The sequence below is a fragment of the Pseudomonas sp. GL-B-12 genome, assembly GCF_019955895.1.
In the GTDB taxonomy this organism is placed as follows: Bacteria; Pseudomonadota; Gammaproteobacteria; order Pseudomonadales; family Pseudomonadaceae; genus Aquipseudomonas.
This window is the reverse complement of sequence record NZ_JAHBCX010000014.1, coordinates 67,452-92,111: the sequence shown is the minus strand read 5'-3', so window position 1 is coordinate 92,111 and position 24,660 is coordinate 67,452. Positions and strand designations below refer to the sequence as shown.

The window sequence follows — 24,660 nt, the reverse complement described above, 5'->3', positions numbered from 1 at the left end:
TGCGGTGTTTTCGGGATCAGCGATAACGCTTGAGGTGCTCGCCCACTTTCGCCGCAGGGACCTTCTGCAACTTGCACAGCAAGTCATGGGACAGCTCGCGCAAGCCATGCTTCTGGCGCAACTCTTCAGCCAGATGCACCGTCAGGTTGGCTGCCATCTCGGCGTCGGCCATGGCCCGGTGGGCCTTGCCGGTGTTGGGCAGGTTGGCGAAGGTGGTGAGGGTGCCGAGTTTGTGGTTCGGCGCGGCGGGCATCAGGCGGCGGGCCAGCAGCAGCGAGCAGGCAAAGTTCTGCAAGCGGGTGCGTTTGATTCGCCCGAGCTCGAAGTCCCAGAACTTCTGGTCGAATGCGGCGTTATGCGCAAGCAACGGGGTGCAGCCGACGAATTCATTCACCTCGTTCATCACCTGCTCCGCCGACGGAGCGGTACGCAGCATGGCGTTGCTGATGCCGGTGAGTTGCTCGATGAAGGCCGGGACGCGCACGCCGGCGTTCATCAGGCTTTGGTAACGCTCGACGATGCGCCCCTGTTCAAGGATCACCACGGCGATTTCCGTGGCCCGGCAGCTGCTGCTCGGGGAGATCCCGGTGGTTTCAAAGTCGATGACTGCTATGCGTTCCAAACCTGGTTCAACTCCGTAAAAATCAATTCTTGAGCAGCAACGCGCCTTCGATCGGCACGTAGCGGCTGGCGGCGCGGATCAGCGAGTTGGCGGTCAGGCCCGGCACGCCGTAGGCCACCGCTTGCACCCCGTGCTTGCTGATGATGCGTTCCAGCAGCATGTCGAAATCACCGTCGCCGGAGGCCAGGACGATTTCATCGACATGGTCGGCGGCGTCCATGATATCGAGGGTGATGCCCACGTCCCAGTCGCCCTTGGCCGAACCATCGCTGCGCTGGATGTACGGCTTGAGCTTCACGGTGAAACCGAGGTTGCGCAGGATTTGCTGGAACTGTTGCTGTTTGCTGTCGCCACGGTCGATGGCGTAGGCGTAGGCTTCGACGATCTCGCCCTGTTTGCTGATGTCAGCCCACAGTGCGGCGTAGTTGAAGTGGCAACCATAAGCCTGACGCACGGTGTAGTAGAGGTTCTGGACATCGGCGAACACTGCGATTTTTTTCACCGGCTTTCCTCAAGGCTGAATCAGGCACCAGGCCCGAAAGGTTGCCCAGTATGCCAGCCCAAAGGATTGTTCCGCGAATAATCGGCTATGTGGCAAGGGAGCAAGCTCCCTTGCCACTGACGTGTCAGACGAAGGAATCGTCGTCGCCGCCGAAGAACGATGAGTTGTCATCGCTGTAGTCGGCGTCGCTGAACCCGCCCTGATCGTTGCTATATGAATCGTTACCAGCCATGCGCTGGTCATCGCCCCAGCCATTGTTGCCCTGGTCGTTGACCTGGGCCGGCTCTTCCTTGATGACTTCGACGACTTCCGGTTGCTGATTGTGATGGAACAGGCTGCTGATGCCTTGTGCCAGCATCACGCCACCCGCCACGCCGGCGGCGGTTTTCAGCGCACCGCCGAGGAAACTGCTGCCGGCCGCTGCCGGAGCCTGTTGCTGGGGTGCATAGCCCTGCTGTGGAAAGTTCTGCTGCGGGGCGCCGAAGTTCTGCTGTGGCGGTTGCGAACCGAACGACGAGCGTCCCGGCTCACGCCAGCCACCGCTCGATGGCGGTGCGCTCTGGGTTGGCGCGGTCTGTGGCTCACGAGAGCTGCCGCCAAAGATGCTCGACAAAAAGCCACCACTACTCGGCGCAGGAGCCGGGGTCGCCTGGGCCTTGGCCTGTTGCAGTTCGGCCTGCAATTGCTGGACTTGCTGGGTCAGTTGCCGGTTCTGTTCATCGAGGCTCTTGATTGCTGCCTCTTGCACCAGAATCGCCTGGGTCATGAAATAACCTGCCGCGGGCTGGCGCGTCAGGTGTTCCTTGATCCGCGCCTCGGCCTGGGCGTCGCGCGGGGCTGAGTCCGTTTCGGCCTGTTGCAGCCGGGAAAACAGTCCATCGATCAGGGTTTGTTCTTCGCTGTTCATGGCGACCTCGTAGATTGCCGGGAAAATCGTTGCCTTTATCCGATGAGGATAAGGTGCTCAACCTTAATGGAGGCTGAAACAAGATGTTTCAATGTCCTTTACCGAACGTTTACGTTTGCGTCTGCGAGCGCTTGATCGGTTAAAGTGAGTCACTGCCTCCAACCTGCGATACCGACTGATGAATCCGTTAGATGTGCTGCGTGACTCCCTGTATTTCTTCAAGCGCAATCTGGGCCAGATCGTGCAGCTGTGCCTGCCACTGGTGATGCTTGAGGCACTGCTGCAACAAGTGGTCGACCACTCCACGGAGCCGGACAGTTTCCCCGGCATCAGCGTGATTGTCGGCTTGCTGGTATACCCGCTGTACACCGCCGCGCTGATTCTGTTTCTCGACGCCCGCAGCCGCGGCGAGTCGCCGAGCAACCGCGAGCTGCTGTCTAGGTCCGCCTACCTGTGGCCGCGCTTCGCCCTGCTGACGGCGCTCAATACCGTGTTGATTCTGCTGGGCCTGTCGCTGTATTTCCTGCCGGGTATCTACCTGATGGTGACCCTGGCGTTTGGCGAATACCTGCTGGTGTTGCGCGGCCTCGCGCCGCTGGCGGCCATGAAGGAAAGCCTGCGCATGACTAAAGGTCACTTCCTGCGCATCCTGCTGTGCATTCTGTGTGTGATGGGGCCACTGTGGCTGCTCAAGGGGGCCACCCTGGCGGTGTACCCGGAACCTCAGAACCCGGTGGTTTCAGTGCTGATCGACAGCGCCCACAGTTTCCTGCAGCTGTTTACCAGCGTGGTGCTGTTCCGACTGTTCATGCTGATCAACCCGCTGCCTGAGCGAAATGACAGCGCGCTCTGACCTTGGGCGCGACCATCGCTCTCGGGTATGCTCGGGAACAATCCTGTAACGCTAATAAGCCGAGCCATGACCCGCCTACTGCGCTACACCCTGCTGGGCTTGCTGATCGTGATCGGCCTGATCGCCGCGATGACCTACAGCCTGACCTGGCGCCCCGATGCCAAAGAAGTGTTGCCCGTCAGTTGCAGTGCCCAGGCCCCCGCCCTGGTCCCCGGGCAGGCGTTGAAGGTGATGACCTGGAACGTCCAGTACCTGGCCGGCAAGCGTTACGTATTCTGGAATGACCTGGCCGCCGGTACCGACGAACGCCCCACAGCGGAAGACATGGCCTTCAGCCTCGACGAAGTGGCGCGGGTGATTCGCGACGAACAACCGGACATCGTGCTGTTGCAGGAACTCGACAACGGTGCCAAGGCCAGCGCTTACCAGAACCAGCTCAAACTGCTGCAGGAGCGGCTCGCCGACTTGTATCCGTGTGGCACCAGCGCGTTCGACTGGAAGGCCGACTTCGTGCCGAACCCGCACATTTTCGGCAGTGTCGGCCGGCAACTGGCGACCCTGAGCCGTTACCAGATCGAACATGCCGAACGCCTGCAACTGCCCATCACCTCGGGCAATCCGCTCAGCCGCCAATTCAAACCCAGAGATGCCTTGCTGGTGAGCTACTTGCCGTTGAGTGATGGCGGGCAAATAGCGGTGCTCAATACTCATCTGGACCGCGCCAACCAAGCCGACAACACCTTGCAAAACCAGGTGAACTCCGTGGCCAGGACCCTCGATAAATTCGAAAGCCGTGGCACGCCGTGGCTAATCGGTGGGGATTTCAACCTGTTGCCGCTGGGCCAGTATCGACGCCTGTCCGACGCACAACGCGCGCCCTACTCCGCCGACAGCCCGTTGCACCTGCTGTGGGACAAGTACCCGATGATCCCGAGCAACAACGAAGCCAGTGGTATCGACCGCGAACGCTGGCTGACCCATTACCCAAACGATCCCGGGCTGAACGGCCCGGACCGGACTGTCGACTACCTGTTCTACAGCCCGCGGATCAAACGGGTGGAGGCGATGGTGCGGCAGGACGATACGTTGCGTATCTCCGATCACCTGCCGGTGATTGCCCGGTTCCTGTTGTCGGCTGCGCCTTAGCGCCGGCTCCAGGTAAACGCAATACCTGTGGGAGCGGGCTTGCCCGCGATGACGTAGTGTCAGTCGACATCATTGTTGAATGATAAATCGCTATCGCGGGCAAGCCCGCTCCCACAGGGATGGTGCATGGCCTCAATCAGCCTTAATGCACCTCCTCCAGATCATCATGCAGCAGCCCGAAGATCTCGCGCTTCATCTCGATGAACGAGCGCTCCATGACCATGTCCAGGTTGCGTGGGCGCTCGATCGGCACATCCAGAATCTGTTTGATCCTGCCAGGTCTAGCGCCCATGACGTAGACCCGGTCACCCAGCAGAATCGCTTCGTCGATGTCGTGGGTCACGAACAACACAGTCTTCTTGCTGTTGCCCCACACCCGCAGCAACAACTGCTGCATTTGCAGGCGCGTCTGGCTGTCGAGGGCGCCGAAGGGTTCGTCCATCAGCAGGATCTGCGGGTCATTGGCCAGTGCCCGAGCGATGGCAACGCGTTGCATCATCCCGCCAGACAACTGCTTGGCGTAGTTGTCGGCAAAGCCGCTCAGGCCCACTTCGTTGACGTAGTAATCGACGATGTCCTTGCGTTGCGCCGCCGGCATGCCGCGCCGCTTGAGGCCGAATTCGACGTTCTGCCGCACCGTCAGCCACGGGAACAGTGTGTAGCTCTGGAACACCATGCCGCGATCTGCACCGGGGCCTTCCACCTGTTGGCCGCCGACGTAAATCTCGCCCGAGGTCGGTTCGGCCAGGCCGGCGGTGAGGTACAGCAGGCTCGACTTGCCGCAACCCGAAGGCCCCACCAGTACGGCGAATTGCTGGTCCGGCACCTCGAACGACACTTCCTCCAACGCGGTAAAAGTACCGCCATCGGGTTTCTTGTAACTCAGGCTGACCTTGTCCACCTTCAGCCGAGGCGCGTTCACCGGGGCAGCATGAGGGGCGGTAAAACGATGAGTGGCGGCGGTTACTGAGCCCATGCGGTGATCCTCAGACGTAGGAAACGGAACAGTTGATCGGTGACCAGGCCCAGCAGGCCGATGATCGCGATGGCGAGGAAAATCACATCCACCTGGAAGCCACGCATGGCCTTGAGGCTCAGGTAACCCAGGCCACTGGACGCGGCGACCAGTTCAGCCACCACCAGGTAAGTCCAGGCCCAGCCCATGGTCACGCGCAGGGTATCGAGCACACCTGGCAGGGAAGCCGGAGCGATCACGTGCAGCACCGCATCACGACGGTTCGAACCGAGGGTGTAGGAGGCGTTGATCAAGTCCTTGGAGATGCCTTTGGACACGTCCGCGATCATCACCAGTTGCTGGAAGAACACGCCGAAGATGATCACCGACACCCGCTGCTCCAGACCGATGCCGATCCACAGGATGAACAGCGGCACGAAGGAAGTCACCGGCAGGTAGCGAATGAAATTCACCAGCGGCTCAAGAAAGGCCTGGACGATGCGGAAGCTGCCCATCAACAGCCCCAACGGCACCGCCACCAGGGACGACACGATGAAACCGACCATCACCACTTCGACGCTGGCCCACACATGCTGACCGAGGGTGCCGTCGCGCCCCAGGCGCACGGCGGCCTCGACCACCGCGCCCGGCGTCGGCAGGAACATGCCCGGCACCACGCCACCGTAGGACAAGCCGGCCCACAGGCCGACCAACAACACCCAGGCCAGGCCGCTCGCGCTCCAGATCACCGAGACCGGCAAACCGGTCTTGGGCGTGATGCAACGGCTCAGCCATGAATTGCGCTTGAACATGCAGCCTCCTAGAGCGGGGTGACGAAGCGGTTGTCGATCAGGTCGTCATTGCTGACGTTGTACGGTTTGCCTTGCAGCTCACTGGCGGTCTCGTTGGCCAGTTTGATCAGCGGTGCGCTGTCACCCGGTTTACCCGGCGCGCCCAAGAGTTTTTCGCTCATGGCCTGATCGTAGAAACGTACGCCTTGGGCGGCCGCTTCCAGTTCCTTTGGATCGGCCAGGTAACCGCCGACACCCTTGGCCATGATTTTGTAGGCTTCCTGCGGATGATCCTTGGTGTACTGCACGGCTTTGTACAAACCGGCCACCAGGGCCTTGACGTCTTCCGGCTGTTTTTCGATGACGGTGCAGTTCAGTGCGACCACATCGACGATCACCCCCGGTGTGCTGCTGCTGTCGACCAGCACCTTGCCTTGCTTCTTGTCGCGAACCATCGACAGGTGCGGTTCCCAGGTCACGGCAGCCGGTACGCGACCGGCGATGAACGCGGTGGCGGCGTCGTCGGCCGTCATGTTCTGCACGGTGATGTCGCTCATTTTCATGCCGTTCTTTTTCAGCAGATAAGACAACCAGAACTGCGAGGTCGAACCTTCGTTCACCGCCACGGCCTGGCCTTTGAGCTCTTGCAGGCTCTTGACGTCCTTGCCTACCAGCACGCCGTCGCCGCCATGGCTGTCGTCCAGCGCGGCCACGGCCTTGAAGCAGAATTGCGGACGGTACTTGAGCACCTCGTCGATGGTCGACGCCGAGCCGGACAACTCGCCGGAAGCTTGTGCGGCCATGTACATCGCCGCTTCTTCGACCACCGGCAACTCGACGGTCAAACCGTTTTCCTTGAAGTAGCCAAGGTCCTGGGCCAGGTACAGGGTGCCGTAGCCGACCCAGGTGGTATGACCGATGGACAGGGTGCCGGCCTGGGCGCTGGTTGCGACCGTCGCGGCGATGGCGGTGACCGCCAGTGGATGGGCAACGCGGGTAAGCAAGGACTTGATCATGGAGCACTCCCAAAGCTGTTGATTTAGTTTTGTCATGGGCAGTACGGCGAGCCCTGAATCGGCTGCAACCTGTGGTCTCTCAGGGACCCTTCGGCGGGCAGCATTCGGCGGGCTGGCGAGACCGATGTTGGCCCAAGGGCGGGATTAGGAAAATGAGGAAATATGTGGATGCGAACGATGAAAAAACTCGTTAGCGCGCACTGTGAAAGGGCGCTGTGGGCGGGGATGCCCGAGGAGGGTGCAAGGCGTTGACAATGTGTTGAATGGGCCATCGCATTCGCGAGCAAGCCCGCTCCCACAGGGGATCCGTGTCAGACACAAATCCAATGTGGGAGCGGGCTTGCTCCGGGCGGCGTTCCGACGAAGAGGCCCGAGAGAGCGCTACATGATCAGAGCCGGCCGTATTCCTGAGCCGTGCGATCCAGCGCTTTCAGGGTCTTGCTGATCAGCTCATCAATCTCTTCACGACTGGCAATCAACGCCGGCGCCATGATCATCCGGCCCAAGGTCGAGCGAATGATCACCCCTTCCTCGAAACCAATCGTCCGGCAGCGCCAGGCGATGTCGTTCTCCTTGGCGAAACGCTTGCGAGTGGATTTGTCTTCGGCCAGTTGCAGCGCCGCGACCATGCCGGTGCCCTGGATGTCACCCACCAGCGGGTGCTTGCCGAACACTTCGCGCAGGCACTGTTGCAGGTACGGACCGATGTCGTCCTTGACCCGCGTCACCACGCCTTCGTCACGCAGGGCCTTGAGGTTGGCAATCGCCACCGCCGCCGCCACCGGGTGCCCGGAATAGGTCAGGCCGTGGGCAAACACGCCGCCCTGCTCCACCAGCACCGAGGCCATTTTCTTCGACAGGATCAAGCCGCCCATGGGGATGTAGCCCGAGGTCAGGCCCTTGGCGATGGACAGGGTGTCCGGCTCGAAACCGAAGTACTCGTGGGCAAACCATTCGCCGGTACGACCGAAGCCGCCGATCACTTCATCGGCGCACAGCAGCACATCGTACTTGCGGCAGATGCGCTGGATTTCCGGCCAGTAGCTTTCGGGCGGGAAGATCATTCCGCCGGCGCCCTGGAACGGTTCGGCGATAAAGCCCGCGACCTTGTCTGCACCCAGCTCGAGGATCTTCGCTTCCAGTTGCTGCGCCGCGTGCAGGCCGAATTCGGCCGGCGTCAGGTTGCCCTCGTGGGCGAAGAAGTACGGCTCGTCGATGTGTTCGATGTCCGGAATCATGCCGCCCATTTCGTGCATGAACTTCATGCCGCCCAGCGCCGTCGCGGCCAGGGTCGAACCGTGGTAACCGTTCCAGCGGCCGATCATGATTTTCTTCTCGGGCTTGCCGAGCACCTGCCAGTAGCGACGCACCGTGCGGATCAACACCTCGTTGGCTTCGGAACCGGAGTTGGTGTAGATCGCGTGGCTGTAGTGAGCCGGCAGCAGGCTGAACAGCAGCTCGGACAGCTCGATCACCTGCGGGTGGGTGGTGTGGAAAAACATGTTGTAGTACGGCAGCTGTTCCAGTTGCTGGCTCGCCGCGGCGGCCAGGTCCTTGCGCCCGTAACCGAGGTTGGTGCACCACAACCCGGACATGCCGTCGAGGTAACGCCGGCCATCGTTGTCCCACAGGTGCAGGCGCTCGCCACGGACCATCACCCGTGGCCCTTCGTCGTTGAGGGCTTTCTGATCGACGAACGCATGGATGTGGTGCGCAGCGTCGGCGGCCTGGTAGTCGCGGGTATCACGTGGTGTGGTCATCGCCAGTTCTCCGTTTTGTTATCAGCGCAATTGAAACCAGGTGGTCTTCAACTGGGTGTATTTATCGAATGAATGCAGGGACAGGTCGCGGCCGAAACCCGACTGTTTGCCGCCGCCAAAAGGAACGGTCACGTCCAGCGCATCGACGCTGTTGACCGACACCGTACCGGCCCGCAATTGTCGCGCCACACGGTGGGCGCGGTTGAGGTCGTCGGTCCACAGCGAAGCCGCCAGACCGTAGACGCTGTCGTTGGCCAACTGCAAGGCGTGGGCCTCGTCGTCGAACACCGTGACGGCGAGAACCGGGCCGAACACTTCATCGCGAAACAGCGGCATGTCCGGGGTCACGCCGGTGAAAATCGTCGGCTGGATGAAGTTGTCCGAGCCGTTGAAGATCGACTGCCGACCGCCACAAACCTTGGTCGCGCCTTGCTGCTCGGCCTGCTGGATGAATTTCATGATGCGCGCGGTCTGACGGCTGTCGACGATGGCCCCGGCGGCGCTCGACGGGTCCAGCGGATCCCCCGGCAACCAGCGCTCGGCCTGGGCCTTGAGGCGTTCGACGAACTCGTCATGAATCGAGCGTTGCACCAGCAGCCGCGAGTTGGCCGAGCAGACTTCGCCCTGATTGAAGAAGATGCCGAACGCGGCTTTCTCGGCGGCCAGATCCAGGTCCTGACAATCGGCGAACACCAGGTTCGCGCTCTTGCCGCCGCACTCCAGCCACACTTGCTTGAGGTTCGACTGGGCCGAGTACTGCATGAAATATTTGCCGACTTCGGTGGAGCCGGTGAACACCAGGCAATCGACGTCCGGGTGCAGGCCCAGTGCCTTGCCGGTCTGTTCGCCGAGGCCCGGCAGTACGTTGAGTACGCCTGCCGGAATCCCCGCCTCCAGCGCCAGCTCAGCCAGTCGCAGGGCAGAAAACGGCGACTGCTCGGCCGGTTTGAGGATTACCGAGTTACCGGCGGCCAGGGCCGGGGCGAGTTTCCACGCCGCCATGTCCAGGGGGAAATTCCACGGCACCACGGCAGCCACCACGCCCAAGGCTTCACGAGTAATGGTTGCCAGCACGTTCTGCGCACTCGGCGCGACCTGATCGTAGAGTTTGTCGAGGCTTTCGGCGTACCAGCGGAACACTCCCGCGGCACCCGGTACGTCGATGTTGTAGGCATCGGCGACGGGCTTGCCCATGTTCAGCGAATCGAGCAGCGCCAGCTCTTCACGGTTTTCGAGGATCAAGTCGGCCAGGCGCAACAGCACTTGCTTGCGTTCGGTCGGCGAGCGCGCAGCCCAGGTGCCAGCCTCGAAGACCTGCCGCGCATTGTGCACCGCCGCGTTCACGTCTTCTTCACCGCAGGCGGCAATGTTGGCCAGGCATTGCCCGGTGGCAGGGTTTATCGCGGCGAAAGTCTGCCCCGATTGCGCCGCGCGGCGCTGGCCGTCGATCACGGCCTGGTCGGGAAACCGCAGGGAAGCGGCCTTGCGTTGCCAATACTCAAGCTCGAACACGTTCAGATGCTCCAGAGGACATTCTTGTGTATTGGATAGTCGCTCAGGCCCGAGCGGTGGAAAACCAGTAAAAATGTGTTCGCAGGCCAAGAAAAAACTACGTAGCCAATCTCCCTTCTGGCGCAGCATGTGGTTATTGTTCAAACACAACAAATCGCTGCCCGAGCGGATAGGGGTGGCGCGCAAATTGCCAGGATGCCTGATCCGTTCTCCCCCGAGGTTTGCTGTGGCTGCCTACAATCTGCGTCAACTGAAATACTTCATCACCACCGTCGAGTGTGGCAGCGTCGCCGAGGCCTCGCGCAAGCTGTACATCGCCCAGCCTTCGATCTCCACGGCCATCAAAGGGCTGGAAGACAGCTTCGGCGTGCAACTACTGATTCGTCACCATGCACAGGGCGTGTCATTGACCCCCAGCGGTGCACGTTTCTACCGCAAGGCCCAGGAACTGCTGCGCATGGCCAAGGAGTTCGAGCAGAACGCCCTGGCCGACAACGACGTGGTGTCCGGGCAGATCGATATCGGCTGTTTCGAAACCGTCGCGCCGCTGTATCTGCCGCAATTGATCGCCGGGTTTTCGGCGTTGTACCCGGGGGTGGAAATCCGCATCCGCGACGGCGAGCAACAAGAGTTGGTGCAGGGCCTGACCTCCGGCGCCTTCGATCTGGCGATCCTTTACGAGCACGATCTGGACGGCACCATCGAGACCGAACCGCTGATGCCGGCGCAACGACCTTACGCGCTGCTGCCGGCGGATCACCGCTTTGCCCAGCAGGCGCAGGTGTCGCTGCGGGATCTGTGCCTGGAGCCAATGATTCTTCTGGACGTGCAGCCGAGCCGGACCTACTTCGTCAGCCTGTTCGAAGAGCTGGGCCTGACCCCACGCATCGCCTTCAGCTCGCCATCGATCGAGATGGTGCGCGGCATGGTTGGCCAGGGGTTCGGGTTTTCGATACTGGTGACCAAGCCGCACTCGGAGTGCACCTACGACGGGCAGAAAGTGGTGTGCGTGGACATCGCCGAAGACGTCACCGGATCCGGCCTGGTGGCGGCATGGCTCAAGCGCGGGCAACTGACCAAACCGGCGCAGTTGTTTGCGGACTATTGCCGCGAACAACTGACCGCCAAATCCGAAAATCCACAGTAACCCCTGTGGCGAGGGAGCAAGCTCCCTCGCCACAGGTTGGGGTGTTGCCTTGGCGATTATTTACGGGGCTTGATCCGCGCAGTCGCCTCCGCCACCAGCGGATCATCCGGCCAGTAATGCTTCGGATAACGCCCCTTCAAATCCTTCTTCACCTCGGCATAGGTGCTGCGCCAGAAGTTGGCCAGGTCCTGAGTCACCTGCACCGGCCGCCGCGCCGGGGACAACAGATGCAGCTTGACCACCTGCCGGCCCCCGGCGATGCGCGGGGTCTCGGCCAGGCCGAACAACTCCTGCAAACGCACCGCCAGAATCGGCGGCTGTTCGCTGTAGTCCAGACGAATCGAAGAGCCCGACGGTACGCTAAAATGATGCGGCGCCAGCTCGTCCAGCCGCTGCGGCAGCGGCCATGGCAACAGGTTATGGACAATGCTCGACAGGTCCAGGTTGGCAAAGTGACTGAGCCGCGAAACCTTGCCCAGATACGGCATCAGCCAGTGCTCCAGACTCTTGAGCAATGCCGTGTCGCTGACATCCGGCCACTCACTCTCGCCCTTGCCGGCGAGGTCCAGTTGCCGCAACAAGTCGACCCGCGCCTGCCACTGACGCAGCTCCGGGGTCCACGGCAACAGCTCCAGGCCTTTGCGCCGCACCAAGTTCACCAGTGCCTGGCTGCGGGCGGTTTCGTCGAGGCCCGTCAGTGGCTCGCGGCTGAGGATCAGTTCGCCAACCTTGCGCTGACGCTCGGCCCGCAGCACGCCCTCGCGTTCATCCCAATCCAGTTGATCGACGCAGCGCACCTGCTCGGCCAGCACGGAATCGAAGAGCGCCGGATCGAAGTCCGTCGCCAGATAAATCCGCTCCTCACGCTGGCCCTGGCGACTGCCCAGATCGGCGATCACCAGCCACGCTTGCTTCATCAGGCTGTCGGCCTCGGCGAACAGTGCGGCACGTCCGTTGGCCAAGCGATACTCCGCACCACCGGCGCGCCGTTGTTGGGCGACCCGGTCGGGATAGGCCAGCGCCAGTAATGCACCGAGCCAGCGCGGATGATCCGGATCGCTGACCGGCTCCGAGGCTTTACCCCGCAGGTAACCACGATACTGCCGCGCCAGTTGCCGTGCGCGCTGCACGCCCCCCTGGGCACCGCGTGTGGCGCGTTCTTCGCCAGACAGCAGTACCAGTCGGCTGTGCAAGTCCGCCCCGGCACCGCGCAAGATATCGCGCTCGCCGAGCAGTGCCGCGACATCGCAGGCCATATCTGCCAGTCCCAGCGCCTGACCGCGCAACAGCAAATGCGCGATACGCGGATGCGCCGGCAGTTCGGCCATGGCCTGACCGTGGCGGGTCAATGCGTCCCCCTCCAGCGCCCCCAGGCGTTCGAGCAGGTCCTGAGCCTGTGCATAAGCGGCGGCCGGCGGCACGTCGAGCCACACCAGTTGCCCGGGCGTCACGCCCCAACGCCCCAGTTGCAAGGCCAGCCCGGCGAGGTCCGCCGAAAGAATTTCCGCACTGCCGTAGGCCGCCAGTTGCTCGTGCTGATCCTGCGACCACAAGCGATAACACACGCCCGGTTCCAGGCGCCCGGCCCGGCCCGCGCGCTGGGTGGCGCTGGCCTTGGAAATGCGTTGGGTGTCGAGACGGGTCATGCCGCTGCCGGGGTCGAAACGCGGCACCCGCGCCAACCCGGCATCGATCACCACGCGCACGCCGTTGATGGTCAAACTGGTTTCGGCGATGTTGGTGGCCAGCACCACTTTGCGTTTGCCCGCCGGTGCCGGATCGATCGCCGCCCGTTGCGCGGCGAGGTCCAGTTCACCGTGCAACGGACACAACAGAACCTGAGTGTTTTCGCCCAATGCATCGGCCAGTTGCTGATGCACGCGGCGGATTTCAGCCTGCCCCGGCAGGAACACCAGCACGCTGCCGGTCTCGTCGTTCAAGGCTTCAAGGATGGTCTGCACCAGACGCGGCTCGATGAATTCACCGGACTGGAACGGTCGGCCCCAGCGCATCGCCACCGGGTACATGCGCCCTTCGCTGCGCAGGATCGGCGCATCGTCAAGCAACCCGGCCAAGCGTTCGCCTTCGAGCGTGGCGGACATCAAGAGGATTTTCAGCGGCTGATCGTCACGGAACAGTTCCCGACCATTGAGGCTCAGGGCCAGCGCCAGATCAGCGTCGAGGCTGCGTTCGTGAAATTCATCGAAGATCAACAGGCCAACGCCCTCGAGCGCCGGGTCGTCCTGCAAACGCCGGGTGAGGATGCCTTCGGTGACCACTTCGATGCGGGTGTTGGGGCCCACCTTGCTGTCGAGCCGAATGCGATAACCCACGGTTTCGCCGACCTTCTCCCCCAGCTCGCTGGCCAGGCGTTCCGCCGCTGCACGCGCGGCCAACCGGCGGGGTTCGAGCATCAGGATGGTCTGCCCGGCCAGCCACGGTTCGTTGAGCAAGGCCAAAGGCACGCGGGTGGTTTTACCGGCGCCGGGCGGCGCTTCGAGCACGGCTTCGTGGCGTGTAGCGAGGGCTTCACGCAGGGCGGGTAAAACTTCATCGATCGGCAAAGAAATCATGCTGGCTCCCCAGGGCGTGCCCACAGTAAATTGCGAGTCGCGTTGAAGCTGTGGGCGTGCCAGGCAAGGCGCGGGACGCAGGTAAGGGTCGTTTCCTTACCAAGTTCCGCAACGCAGCATGGCGCGTCCACAGCTTCAGCCCGGAGGGCCGAACCCCGATTACATCTGTCAGCCGTTACGCGTTGTTGAACTGAAAAAAACAACGTCCATCCTCAACTTTTTCTGTAGGGGTGAGACGCGGCCGCAATTTACTGTGGGCACGCCCTGCCGGGCCGAGTATAACGGCGAACTGTTTGGCGTAGTCTGGGCTCTAACCAGTAACGTTATTGGCGTTCTACTCAGGAGATTTCATATGCGTGCTCCCTTTCGCCTGATTGGCGGTGTTCTGGTCGCAACCTTGCTGACTCAAGTGACCGCCTGCGGGTCGATTTTCTACCCGGATCGACGTGGCCAGATCGAAGGCAAGATCGACCCGGCCATCGCCGCGCTCGACGCCGTGGGCCTGCTGTTCTACATCATCCCCGGCCTGATCGCGTTTGCTGTGGACTTCGCCACTGGCGCGATTTACTTCGAGCCGGGCAAGACCGCCCAAGTCGACCCGCAAAAACTCAAGGACGCCATCGGTCCCGACGGCAAGGTCGATAACCGCAAGTTGCAGACTATTCTGGAAAGCGAGCTGGGCCGCAGCTTCCCGCTGGACGATCCACGCCTGATCCAGAGCAAAGGCAGCGCCCAGCAACTGGCGATGTTCGGCCTGCAACCAGCCGCGTAATCCCTACACGCGAAAGGACTCTCCAAGGAACGATGGCCTCTATGACCTCCAGCTCCGAACACGCCCGCCTGCTGCGGCTGGCGACCCGTGCCTCGGTGGCGGTGGCGTGCATCCTGATCGTCGCCAAAGCCATCGCCTGGTGGCTGAGCGGCTCGGTGAGCATGCTCGCCGGGCTCACCGACTCGACACTCGACGGTGTCACGTCACTGCTCAACCTGCTGGCGGTGCATTACGCCCTGCGCCCCGCCGACAATGATCATCGCTACGGACACGGCAAGGCCGAGTCGTTGGCGGGTATGGCCCAGGCGTTGTTCATTGGCGGCAGTGCGGTGCTGATTGCGTTGCAGGCCTTTGATCGGCTGAAACATCCCGAACCGGTCGGCGCGCCGTGGATCAGCATCGGTGTGATTGTGTTCTCGCTCGTCCTGACCCTGGCCTTGCTGATGCTGCAACATCGGGTGATCAAGGCCACGGGCTCCAACGCCGTGCGTGCCGACTCGCTGCATTACCGTTCGGACATGTTGCTCAACGGCAGCATTCTGCTGGCGCTGATACTGGCCGGATTTGGCTGGGATCAGGTCGACGCCTGGTTTGGTCTGGGCATCGCCGCTTATATCTTTTGGAGCGCGGTGCAGATCGCCCGAGAGAGTTTTGCAGTGTTGATGGATGAAGAACTGCCACCGGAGGTCAGCCAGCACATGCTGGAGCTGGCGTGCAGCGTACCCGGCGTGTTGGGTGCCCATGACTTGCGTACGCGGATCTCCGGCAACCAGTGGTTTGTGCAGTTGCATCTGGAGTTGCCGGGGGAACTGACACTGTCAGTCGCCCACGGCATCAGCGATCAGGCTGCCGCCGCCATTCACAGCGCCTACCCGCGCGCCGAAGTGCTGGTGCACGCCGACCCGCGGGAAGTGGTGAAAGCCGCCCGGGGTCAGTAAGTCACCTGATAACCGCGACTGCTCAGGCAGTTGCCCTGGGCCTGTCGGTAGGCTTGCACCACCGACGGGTCTGGCTGGTAGGTGGCGGTTCGTGGATCGAAACCACTCTGCTGCACCGCGTATTGATAACACTCGTAACCATCCCGACTGACCTGCTCCGGCGACTGATCGTTGGCCGGATACGCCTCCACGTCATAACCATTGCTGGCGGCTGGTGGTTGCGACTGCGGTTGACCAACCGGCGGCTCGACCACAACGTAGTCCTGAGTGCTTTCCTGATAGGCGTAATACGAACCGGCCGCCAGAAACAGCAGCGCCCCGCCGATCCACACTTGCTGTGCGTAATCAGGCAGGTATCTGACGCGAATTCCGCGCGGTGGCTCCACCACTTCATAGCGCGGACCGAGCGGGCGATACCAGTAACCGCCGGAATAGTAGTAATCCATGCCACGGTAAGGCACGCGGAAGTTGCGTTCGGGGAAGCGGTCGATCACTTGGCCGGGGCGATACCTGGGGCCTGGCCCCCAGCTGTTACCGTATCCACTCGGGCGCCCCTGCATGTGATTGTCATAGGACGGTGCGACTGTGTAGCCATTCCAGCGCTGGTTGTAATCGTTGCGACGCGGCTGGCCCTGGTAGTAACCGCGCTGCGGCTGCTGAGTCTGGCGCACGGTGTCGGGCCGGGGTTGGATTGGCATGTCAGTGGCCGGCAACTGCGGCGGAGGTGGCGGCGAGCGAACCCGGCTGTTGAAATCCGGCGCAGGACGGTTCTGCCACTGGCCATTGTTCTGATGCTGATTCTGGCCGTTGTGCTCGTTCTGGCGGTTGTCGTTGTTCTGCGCACGGGGCTGATTCTGTTGCTGGCCGTTTTGCGGGTGTGGCTGGTTGCTGCCACCATGGCCCTGGTTATCGCCCTGATGCCCACCCTGGCCGTGGTCCCAGTCATCATGGCCACGGTTTTGCGGCTCATCGGCCATCGTTTGCGCGGTGACACTGACACACAGCAAACCAACGCCGGCCAAACGCCAGATGCGCGACTTCATGCTTTTCCTCATTGCGGGTTAGGGCCTGTACATAAGACTGGGAAAGCAGTGGCCGGTTCTGCAACAGGTTATCAGTCACGCAACTTATTTATTGAGGGGCGGGGGGCAAATTCCGCACAAGAAAAAGGGGAGACCCGTCGGCCTCCCCTTAGAGAACTTCGTCCTGGCTCGACACTTGTGGCGTCGGCTCACCTCACGCCGTCTTCTGGACAGTGTGTAGCTCGGGGGCCGGCACATCCCCGGTGGGGGTGGCGACCGCGGCGGGCCTGATTCGGCGAGCCGCACTGGACTGTTTGTCCGAGCAGTGATTCTGGTGATAAGAATAGGCTGGGAGCCCCGGCAGAGGATTGCTAATATTGCTTAATTAAACATCACTTGCGCAATTTTTAACCCCTGATACATAATCCTACGCAATAGTTACGACAAAGGACCGTTTGATGAGCAAGCTCGACCGTTATGACCTGAGTATTCTGGCGGAATTGCAGCGCGACGCACGCATCTCCAACCAGGAGCTGGCCGAGCGCATCGGCCTGTCCCCTTCACCGTGCTCGCGGCGGGTCAAGCAATTGGAAGACGACGGCTACATTTCCCGCCAGGTTGCCCTGCTCGACCGCAAGATGCTCGGCCTGAGCCTGACCGCTTACGTGCTGATCGGCATGGACCGTCACACGCCGGAGCGTTTCGAGAATTTCGAAGCTGCCATCCGTACCCTGCCCCAAGTGCTCGAATGCAGCCTGGTGACCGGGATGGATGCCGACTATCAACTCAAGGTCGTGGTGCCGGACATGGATCACTACCAGAAACTGCTGCTGGGGCATCTGACGCGGATTGAAGGCGTGACCAGTGTGCGTTCGAGTTTTGTGCTGAATCAGGTGTTGAATAGCACCGAACTGCCTTTGACTCATCTGCGTAGCTGATTGTGGCGAGGGGGCTCGTCGGGACGCCGCACCGCCCCGTTCGGCTGCGCAGCAGTCGCAAACTCAGCAAATGCGGCGTGTCAGGTGTAACCTGCTTGCAGATTTTAGGGCTGCTGCGCACCCCAACGGGGGCAAGCCCCCTCGCCACAGGTGCGACACACCGACGCAGGTCAATACAGCGCGAAGCCAGTGAGGCGTATACTCCCCGCGCCCTTTTAGCCACGCCCGCGCTGGAGATGTTCGATGGATCCTGCCGTTTTCGAAGAATGGATGATGACCGGACTGGTCAGCATCCTGATCATTTTCATGGGTTTCATCGTCTGGGATCTGGCGAAGAAGTCCAAGGCCGGGCGCTTTGGCTCGTTCATTCTGTTCTTCGTGCTGGGCCTGGGCGTGGCGGCGTTCATCATCAAGAGCGTGGTGATCGGCCTGATCGAATCCGGCGCCTTATAAGCGCGCCGGCACTTCTTTCCACTGTCCCTGATCGAGCCCTTCGATCGTCCAGTCACCGATTCTGACTCGCACCAGGCGCAATGTCGGCAACCCGACCGCCGCGGTCATGCGCCGCACCTGCCGGTTGCGCCCTTCGCGAATCACCAACTCCAGCCAACTGGTCGGCACGCTTTTACGAAAGCGCACCGGCGGATTGCGTGGCCACAGCTCAGGCTCGTCCAGTTGCCGCGCCTCGGCGGGCAAGGTCATGCCGTCATTCAATTCGACTCCATCACGCAAGCGCTGCAATTGCTCGGCGTCCGGCTCGCCCTCGACCTGCACCCAATAGGTCTTGGCCAGCTTGTGTTTCGGGTCGGCTATCCGCGCCTGAAGCTGGCCGTCGTTGGTCAGCAGCAACAAGCCTTCGCTGTCGCGGTCCAGCCGACCGGCCGGATAGATTCCCGGTACATCGATGTAATCCTTGAGCGTTGCCCGCCCTTCCCCGTCGCTGAATTGCGTCAGCACATCGAAGGGTTTGTTGAACAGGATCAGTTTCGGCTCGGCCGGCGGCGCCTTGGCGACACGACGCGGGGCTGCAGGAGAGGGTTTCGCGCCAGGGCGGCGGGAAACGGGGCGTTGAGGACGGGACATGGCGACGTGAGCATCTAGCGATCAGGGCTGCTAATGCTAGTGCCCTGACCGCCAAATGACCATGACAACCGTTAGCGGAACGGCGGCTCGTCGAAGCTGCGCAGTTTGCGCGAGTGCAGCGAGTTGAGTTCGGTGCGCAACAGATCCACCGCCTCGATACCGATCTTCAAGTGCTGGCTGACCGCGCGCTCATAGAAGGCGTTGGCCGAGCCCGGCAACTTGATTTCGCTGTGCAATGGCTTGTCCGATACGCACAGCAACGTGCCGTACGGCACCCGCAAGCGATAACCCTGGGCGGCGATGGTGCCGCTTTCCATGTCCACCGCCACGGCGCGGGACAGGTTGATCAGCGGCCGCTCCTGCGCCCAGCGCAGCTCCCAGTTACGGTCGTCGTAGGTCAGCACGGTGCCGGTACGCAGGCGTTTCTTCAGTTCGTCACCTTTCTCGCCGGTGACGTTGGCCGCAGCTTGCTGAAGCGCAAGCTGCACTTCGGCCAACGCCGGAATCGGAATGTTCGGCGGCACCACCCGGTCGAGAATCCCGTCGCGACGCATGTAGGCGTGGGCCAGCACGTAGTCGCCAATGGTCTGCGACTGACGCAGGCCGCCGCAGTGACCGATCATCAGCCAGCAATGCGGGCGCAGCACGGCGAGGTGGTCGGTGATGTTCTTGGCGTTGGACGGGCCGACACCGATGTTGACCAGGGTCACGCCGTGGCCATCACTGGCGATCAGGTGATAGGCCGGCATCTGGTAGCGGTGCCAGACCACCCCGGCGGCAATCGCCGAGGCTTCACCGTGATCCATGCTCTTTTCGATGATCACGTTGCCCGGCAGGACCATGCGCACAAAACGCGGATCGCTACGCAATTGTTCCAGACCATGGACGATGAACTGGTCGACGTAGCGGTGATAGTTGGTCAGCAGAATCCAAGGCTGCACATGCCGCCAGTCGCTGCCGGTGTAATGCACCAGTCGGCGCAGGGAGAAATCCACCCGTGCGGCATCGAACAGGGCCAGGGGCAGCGGATCAGTGTTTTCCCAATCGTACAAACCGTCGGCAATGCCGTCGGTCGCCGCCGACAGGTCGGTACTCGGGAACACCCGCGCCAGCACGGCGGCGGTGACGCCGGAACCCGCCAGCTCATCGCCCTGCTCGACCACATACGGATACGGAATGTTCTGCTGGCTGACACCGACTTCCACGGTCACGGTGAAGTCGTGCATCAACGGAACGAGCTGTTCCAGCAGGTATTTACGGAACGCCGACGGATGGGTGACGGTGACGCTGTAGGTGCCCGGCAGCTGGACCTTGGCGTAGGCACGAGTGGTCTGCGGGACTTCGCCCTGACAGAGGTAGGTCAGGCGCAATTCGGGATAGCGGAACATCGAGCGCTGTTCGGCATCGGGTTCGACGCGATTCTTGAGGTAGCGCTTGAGCGCCTGGCTCAGCGCGGTGGTTGCACGATTGTGCAAGAGTGCAAGCCGATCCACGGCTTGCTCGGCGGTTTGAACGACAATAAAAGCTTCGGTCACGATCAGCATCCTGTGTTCTGACTTGCAGACCTTCATCTTGCCTGCATCGTCGCTTCACGGGAACAGTAGTGTGTTGGCAATACATCATTGCGGTATACACAGAACAACTGTGCGAGCCTGCTCGCGATAGCGGTGTATCAGCCAACACAAATGTTGAATGTTACTCCGTCATCGCGAGCAGGCTCGCTCCTACAGGTTCTTTACAGTGCTTGCGGGGTCGAGCGGGCGACAATGGCTTCCACGTCCAGGCCGCGAGGCAATGCGCCGTACACTCGGCCGCCACCCTCCAGACGGCTGGCGATGAAGGCATCACTGACCAGCGCATTCCCGGCTTCCAGCAACAGCTTGGCCTGCAGGCCCAGCGCGATGTCCTCGGTCAACTGCCGGGCACGGTACTGAATGTCGCTGGTGTCCTTGAAGGCCGCCTGCAACTGGCTGATGTGCGCCGCCAGGCGCTTGTCGCCATGGCCATCGCCCAACTCGCTGAACAGCGCATCGAGCACACCCGGCTCTTTCGACAGGGCACGCAGCACGTCGAGGCACTGCACGTTGCCGGAACCTTCCCACGTCGAATTCACCGGCGCCTCGCGATAAAGCCGCGGCAGGATGCTTTCTTCGACATAACCCGCGCCGCCCATGCATTCGGCCGCTTCGTTGATCATGGCCGGCGCCCGCTTGCAGATCCAGTACTTGCCCACCGCCGTCACCAACCGGGCGAATTTGGCTTCCTGCGAATCGTCCAGATGATCCAGCGCCCGCCCCATGCGCAGGCTCAAGGCAAGGGCTGCTTCGCTTTCCAGCGCCAGATCCGCCAGCACGTTCTGCATCAACGGCTGTTCGCTGAGCAGTTTGCCGCCAACCGAACGGTGAGCACAGTGATGGCTGGCCTGGGTCAGCGCCTGACGCATCAGCGAACTGGAACCGACCATGCAATCGAAACGGGTCATGGCGACCATCTCGATGATCGTCGGAACGCCACGGCCCTCTTCACCGATCATCCACGCCAGTGCGCCACGAAACTCCACTTCGCTGGAGGCGTTGGAGCAATTGCCGAGCTTGTTCTTCAAGCGCTGGATGTAGAACTGATTGCGCGTGTCGTCCGGACGATGGCGCGGCAGCAGGAAACAGGTCAGGCCCTTGTCGGTCTGCGCCAGTGTCAGGAAGGCGTCGCACATCGGCGCCGAGCAAAACCACTTGTGCCCGACCAGTTCATAAGCCTGGCCCGGACCGCTGGCACCGACCGGATACGCCTTGGTGGTATTGGCCCGCACGTCGGTGCCGCCCTGCTTTTCGGTCATGGCCATGCCGATGGTGACTCCGGCCTTGTGAGCCATGCCGACATTGCGCGAGTCGTATTCGGTGGCGAGGATTTTCGGCAGCCACTTTTCCGCCAGGTCCGGTTGCAGGCGCATGGCCGGAACGCTGGCGAAGGTCATGGTCAGCGGGCAGCCACTGCCGGCTTCGGCCTGGCTGTGCAGATACGACATGCTGGCGCGGGCGACATGGGCGCCGTCCTGCGGGTGCGCCCAAGGCAACGAGGTCAAGCCGTGCTCGACCGCCGTGCGCATCAATTGGTGATAGGCCGGATGAAATTCCACCAGGTCGATGCGATGACCGAACCGGTCATGGCTGTTGAACACCGGCTTGTTCTGATTGGCGAGGAACCCGGCTTCCATCAACGGGCCACCGGCCAGCGCGCCGTAGGCGTCGATCCGCGATTCGGCCCAACCGGCCCCGAACCGCCGCGACCATTCCTGCAACGGCAAGTCGATGCGGTACAGGTTGGCGCCGTCCAGTGACGGTGGCTGGTTGGTGACTTCGTGGGTTTCGGCGAACTGATGCAGGTTCATGACAGGGCTCCTTTGGTCGGCCAAGGGACTTCAGTTAAGCACCGCCCCCCGGATGAAAAAAGTGTCATATACGCCTAACTGTCGGCGCTTTCGCCCTATTGCGAGCAGAGCACACGGCGGTAGAGCGCGGCCTGCAAGTCTTCGAATTTCACCGGTTTGCTCAAGTGATCAATCACCGCGCCGATCGAGCAACGCTCACGGTCACCGCCCAGGGCGATCATGAACAGCGGCAGTTCGGTATAACCCGGCAACGCGCGGATCTGGCAGCACACCGACTCATCGCCCTGCAGCGGCAACTGACAATCGACCAGCACTGCGTCAAACACTTCGCGCTGCAAGAGATCGAGCGCAACGTAGGCGCTATCGGCCGTACGCACGCGGAACCCCAGCTTGAGTAACATACCGCGCATCACCAACTGGCTGATGCTGTTGTCATCCACCAACAGCACAGCACAATCCTGAGGCAAGCGCAGGCGCGGAAAATCCCCGGTCATCAACGGCGTCACCGGACGTTCGGCCACCGCCAGCCCAACTTCCACATCCAGCTGAAACCGGCTGCCGCGTCCTGGCTCGGTGCGATGCGTCAGGCGTCCACCCAGCAACTCGATCAACTGTCGGCAAATCGCCAGACCAACACCCAGGCCACCGTATTCACGGGTCATCGAGCCATCGAGCTGGAAGAACCGTTGATACATCGTGGCCTCCCCCAAATCGGTGAAACCAATGCCCGTGTCGATCACCGCAAAGGTCAACGCCAGCCGGTCGGGCTCAATGGCCTTGCCGGTCACCCGCAAGGCCAGGCCACCGATCCGGGTGAACTTGATGGCGTTATCCAGCAGGCATTCCAGGCACTGCGCGATCTTGACGTTGTCGCCGTGCAAACGATCCGGCACACCTGGCGCGACATCGACCTTGAAGTCCAGCGACTTGCTCGATGCGTTGCCCTCGAACTGCGTGCGCAGTGCCTCGACCAGGCCACGCAAGCTGAAGGTGTCGGCCGAGGCCTTGAGCTTGCCGGCCTGCAATTCGGTGAGGGTCAGGATGCCGTTGACCATGCGCATCATGTCCCGTGCCGATCCCGAAGCTGTCTGCTGATACTGCTCGAGCTCCGGGTCCATTTCGACCGTCTGCATCAGTTCCAGCGAACCGATCACACCGTTCATGGGCGTGCGCAGTTCGTGGGTCAGGGTGGCAAGGAACTCGTCCTTGAGCTTGTTGCTGCGAGCCAGTTGCTGGTTGAGGACTTCAAGTTTCTGGCTGGCATCGAACAGGGTTTGTGCCTGCTGCTCGCGCATATCGTTGATGCGGTCGGCCAGCGCCAGGGATAGCAACGCCACTTCGATGGCCGAGCCAATCTGGCTGGAATACATGGTCAGGAACACGTTCGGCAGGTAGCCCAGCACCATCAGCGTATTGACGATGCCGCCGAGCAAAAACGCCGACCAGGCAATGATGAAATACCGCGCCACGCGCAGGCCCCGCAGCCAGGCAAAGATCCCGGCGGCAAAAATCACCACAGTGAATGCCAGCGCCAGGGCCGTGGCCAGGCGCAAGGCCAGGGCGTAGCTGGTCATCAATGACAGGCCGACCACCAGCGCACTAAAGGCAACCAGCGTCAGCAACAAGCGGTCGAGCCAGCGACTGTGGGTAGAAATCTGCAAGAAACTGCGGGCGAACTGACTGCCGAACAGCCCCGCACAGCCGATGAAAAACGGCGTCGCAGCATTAGCCCACCACGGACTGTCCGGCCAGAAATACTGCACGGCCGCACCGTTTACCGACAGCTGATACAAGCCGAACGAGGCGATATAGAAGATGTAGTAGAGGTAACTGGTGTCGCGCACGCTGAGGTAGATGAACAGGTTGTAGACCAGCATCCCCAACAGCACGCCGTAGATCAATCCCAGTACGTAAAGGCGCAAGGGCTGCTCTTCGAGGAAGGCGGTGCTCGACCACAAGGTCACCGGCGCCTGGATCGAGCCTTCGCTTTGCAATCGCAAGAATACGGTTTCGGCCTGGTCAGGTTTGAACGCCAGGTCGAACAAATAGCTGTTCTGACGAATCTCGCGGCTGGCGAACGGCAATGCATCGCCGGTCTGCCTGACCAACTGATAGTTGCCGGCCGCATCGGGCAAATAGAGATCGAGATGATCGAGGGGCGGATAGGCCAATTCCAGCAGCCAGGTCCGTTGCGCCGCCGGATTGACCGGACGGTAATGCAGGTCGATTTTCAGCCAGAACACTGAACGCGAGTACCCGGCGTTGAGCGTGTCTTTGTGGTGCGGTTTGAAGTTGCCGGCCGCCGCTTGCGCACGGATATCCGCGATGGTCGCCTGACCACCTGCGTCCTCATAGACCTGCAGGGTACGGCCCAAGGGGAGGCTTTGAGTGGACTCATCGAACTCGACGGCGTTTACCAGGAGGGGCAAACACAACAGCAACATCAGCAAATAGTGCATTGAAGCCCCAGCGTGGCCTGTCCGGTTCTGTCAGGAAGCCCCCCATTCCTTTTGAGCAGACGTAAAACCGGTATTACCTGTTATTGGTTTGGATCCACTCTAGCATAGCCGTTGATAGCCATTAAACACCATTGAAATTTTTCCTAAAAAGGCTCTAGGACGGGCGTCTCAGAGCGACTACCAGAAGGCGTTTTGTGGTTGATGAGTCACCGTGGCGAGGGAGCTTGCTCCCGCTCGAGTGCGAAGCAGTCGTAAATCCAGCCGACTGATGAACCTGAC

The 24,660-nt window shown here is 61.6% G+C and carries 21 protein-coding genes; 7 read left to right on the top strand and 14 right to left on the bottom strand.

Annotated elements, in window-relative coordinates; genetic code table 11:
• Positions 1–16: 16 nt before the first annotated feature.
• From KGA85_RS09610 to KGA85_RS09600, 3 genes are all read right to left on the bottom strand, one after another.
• Positions 17–622, bottom strand: a complete 606-nt coding sequence (locus KGA85_RS09610) for a PolC-type DNA polymerase III (RefSeq protein WP_223453536.1) — start codon at positions 620–622, stop codon at positions 17–19.
• Positions 623–644: 22 nt separating this feature from the next.
• Complete coding sequence (locus KGA85_RS09605) at positions 645–1,124, bottom strand: NYN domain-containing protein (protein WP_007990686.1); 480 nt, start codon at positions 1,122–1,124, stop codon at positions 645–647.
• Positions 1,125–1,248: 124 nt separating this feature from the next.
• Positions 1,249–2,031 carry a DUF2076 domain-containing protein gene (locus KGA85_RS09600; protein ID WP_223534506.1) on the bottom strand — a complete coding sequence of 261 codons (783 nt, stop codon included), beginning with the start codon at positions 2,029–2,031 and terminating at the stop codon, positions 1,249–1,251.
• 178 nt (positions 2,032–2,209) lie between these two features.
• Here KGA85_RS09600 and KGA85_RS09595 point away from each other — a divergent pair, with 178 nt between their 5' ends.
• Positions 2,210–2,884: a YciC family protein gene (locus KGA85_RS09595; protein ID WP_223453540.1), complete on the top strand. Its 675-nt coding sequence runs from the start codon at positions 2,210–2,212 to the stop codon at positions 2,882–2,884.
• A gap of 66 nt (positions 2,885–2,950) precedes the next feature.
• On the top strand, positions 2,951–4,030 hold the full coding sequence (locus KGA85_RS09590) for an endonuclease/exonuclease/phosphatase family protein (protein ID WP_223534513.1): 1,080 nt from the start codon (positions 2,951–2,953) through the stop codon (positions 4,028–4,030).
• 142 nt (positions 4,031–4,172) lie between these two features.
• Here the strand turns inward: KGA85_RS09590 and KGA85_RS09585 are convergent, their stop codons facing one another.
• From KGA85_RS09585 to KGA85_RS09565, 5 genes are all read right to left on the bottom strand, one after another.
• Complete coding sequence (locus KGA85_RS09585) at positions 4,173–5,006, bottom strand: ABC transporter ATP-binding protein (protein ID WP_046041715.1); 834 nt, start codon at positions 5,004–5,006, stop codon at positions 4,173–4,175.
• Positions 4,994–5,797 (bottom strand): ABC transporter permease, encoded by an 804-nt coding sequence (locus KGA85_RS09580; RefSeq protein WP_007990681.1) that lies wholly within the window; start codon positions 5,795–5,797, stop codon positions 4,994–4,996. The genes KGA85_RS09585 and KGA85_RS09580 overlap by 13 nt, the downstream gene beginning before the upstream one ends.
• Before the next feature lie 8 nt (positions 5,798–5,805).
• The gene (locus KGA85_RS09575; protein WP_046041714.1) at positions 5,806–6,792 is read right to left on the bottom strand and encodes an ABC transporter substrate-binding protein; all 987 of its coding nucleotides are present in this window, start codon (positions 6,790–6,792) and stop codon (positions 5,806–5,808) included.
• Positions 6,793–7,181: 389 nt separating this feature from the next.
• On the bottom strand, positions 7,182–8,552 hold the full coding sequence (locus KGA85_RS09570) for an aspartate aminotransferase family protein (protein ID WP_223543079.1): 1,371 nt from the start codon (positions 8,550–8,552) through the stop codon (positions 7,182–7,184).
• Positions 8,553–8,573: 21 nt separating this feature from the next.
• Entirely contained in the window at positions 8,574–10,064 is a 1,491-nt protein-coding gene (locus KGA85_RS09565; protein ID WP_223543078.1) for an aldehyde dehydrogenase, read from the bottom strand.
• 226 nt (positions 10,065–10,290) lie between these two features.
• On the opposite strand from KGA85_RS09565, the gene KGA85_RS09560 reads away from it, so the two are divergent.
• Positions 10,291–11,211: a LysR family transcriptional regulator gene (locus KGA85_RS09560; protein ID WP_046041711.1), complete on the top strand. Its 921-nt coding sequence runs from the start codon at positions 10,291–10,293 to the stop codon at positions 11,209–11,211.
• Positions 11,212–11,267: 56 nt separating this feature from the next.
• On the opposite strand, the gene hrpB is transcribed toward KGA85_RS09560, so the two are convergent.
• Positions 11,268–13,784 carry an ATP-dependent helicase HrpB gene (gene hrpB, locus KGA85_RS09555; RefSeq protein WP_223532900.1) on the bottom strand — a complete coding sequence of 839 codons (2,517 nt, stop codon included), beginning with the start codon at positions 13,782–13,784 and terminating at the stop codon, positions 11,268–11,270.
• A gap of 352 nt (positions 13,785–14,136) precedes the next feature.
• Here hrpB and KGA85_RS09550 point away from each other — a divergent pair, with 352 nt between their 5' ends.
• Both KGA85_RS09550 and KGA85_RS09545 read left to right on the top strand, forming a co-directional pair.
• Positions 14,137–14,556 (top strand): hypothetical protein, encoded by a 420-nt coding sequence (locus KGA85_RS09550; RefSeq protein ID WP_008022979.1) that lies wholly within the window; start codon positions 14,137–14,139, stop codon positions 14,554–14,556.
• Between the two features lie 41 nt (positions 14,557–14,597).
• Positions 14,598–15,494 (top strand): cation diffusion facilitator family transporter, encoded by an 897-nt coding sequence (locus tag KGA85_RS09545; RefSeq protein WP_223453553.1) that lies wholly within the window; start codon positions 14,598–14,600, stop codon positions 15,492–15,494.
• Here the strand turns inward: KGA85_RS09545 and KGA85_RS09540 are convergent.
• Positions 15,488–16,537 carry a DUF6515 family protein gene (locus tag KGA85_RS09540; RefSeq protein WP_223453555.1) on the bottom strand — a complete coding sequence of 350 codons (1,050 nt, stop codon included), beginning with the start codon at positions 16,535–16,537 and terminating at the stop codon, positions 15,488–15,490. The two genes, KGA85_RS09545 and KGA85_RS09540, sit on opposite strands and share 7 nt — an antisense overlap.
• Positions 16,538–16,974: 437 nt before the next feature.
• Here KGA85_RS09540 and KGA85_RS09535 point away from each other — a divergent pair, with 437 nt between their 5' ends.
• Both KGA85_RS09535 and KGA85_RS09530 read left to right on the top strand, forming a co-directional pair.
• Positions 16,975–17,454 carry an Lrp/AsnC family transcriptional regulator gene (locus KGA85_RS09535; RefSeq protein ID WP_007937367.1) on the top strand — a complete coding sequence of 160 codons (480 nt, stop codon included), beginning with the start codon at positions 16,975–16,977 and terminating at the stop codon, positions 17,452–17,454.
• A 243-nt stretch (positions 17,455–17,697) separates the two neighbouring features.
• Positions 17,698–17,907 carry a DUF2788 domain-containing protein gene (locus tag KGA85_RS09530; RefSeq protein ID WP_003228500.1) on the top strand — a complete coding sequence of 70 codons (210 nt, stop codon included), beginning with the start codon at positions 17,698–17,700 and terminating at the stop codon, positions 17,905–17,907.
• On the opposite strand, the gene KGA85_RS09525 is transcribed toward KGA85_RS09530, so the two are convergent.
• The 4 genes from KGA85_RS09525 to KGA85_RS09510 form a co-directional block, all read right to left on the bottom strand.
• Positions 17,902–18,537, bottom strand: coding sequence for a pseudouridine synthase (locus KGA85_RS09525; RefSeq protein ID WP_223453557.1), 636 nt, complete (start codon positions 18,535–18,537; stop codon positions 17,902–17,904). The genes KGA85_RS09530 and KGA85_RS09525 overlap by 6 nt on opposite strands.
• Positions 18,538–18,608: 71 nt before the next feature.
• The gene (gene amn / locus KGA85_RS09520) at positions 18,609–20,108 is read right to left on the bottom strand and encodes an AMP nucleosidase (protein WP_223453559.1); all 1,500 of its coding nucleotides are present in this window, start codon (positions 20,106–20,108) and stop codon (positions 18,609–18,611) included.
• Positions 20,109–20,272: 164 nt separating this feature from the next.
• Complete coding sequence (locus KGA85_RS09515; protein ID WP_223532902.1) at positions 20,273–21,922, bottom strand: acyl-CoA dehydrogenase family protein; 1,650 nt, start codon at positions 21,920–21,922, stop codon at positions 20,273–20,275.
• 95 nt (positions 21,923–22,017) lie between these two features.
• Entirely contained in the window at positions 22,018–24,381 is a 2,364-nt protein-coding gene (locus KGA85_RS09510) for a hybrid sensor histidine kinase/response regulator (RefSeq protein WP_223453563.1), read from the bottom strand.
• Positions 24,382–24,660: the final 279 nt, after the last annotated feature.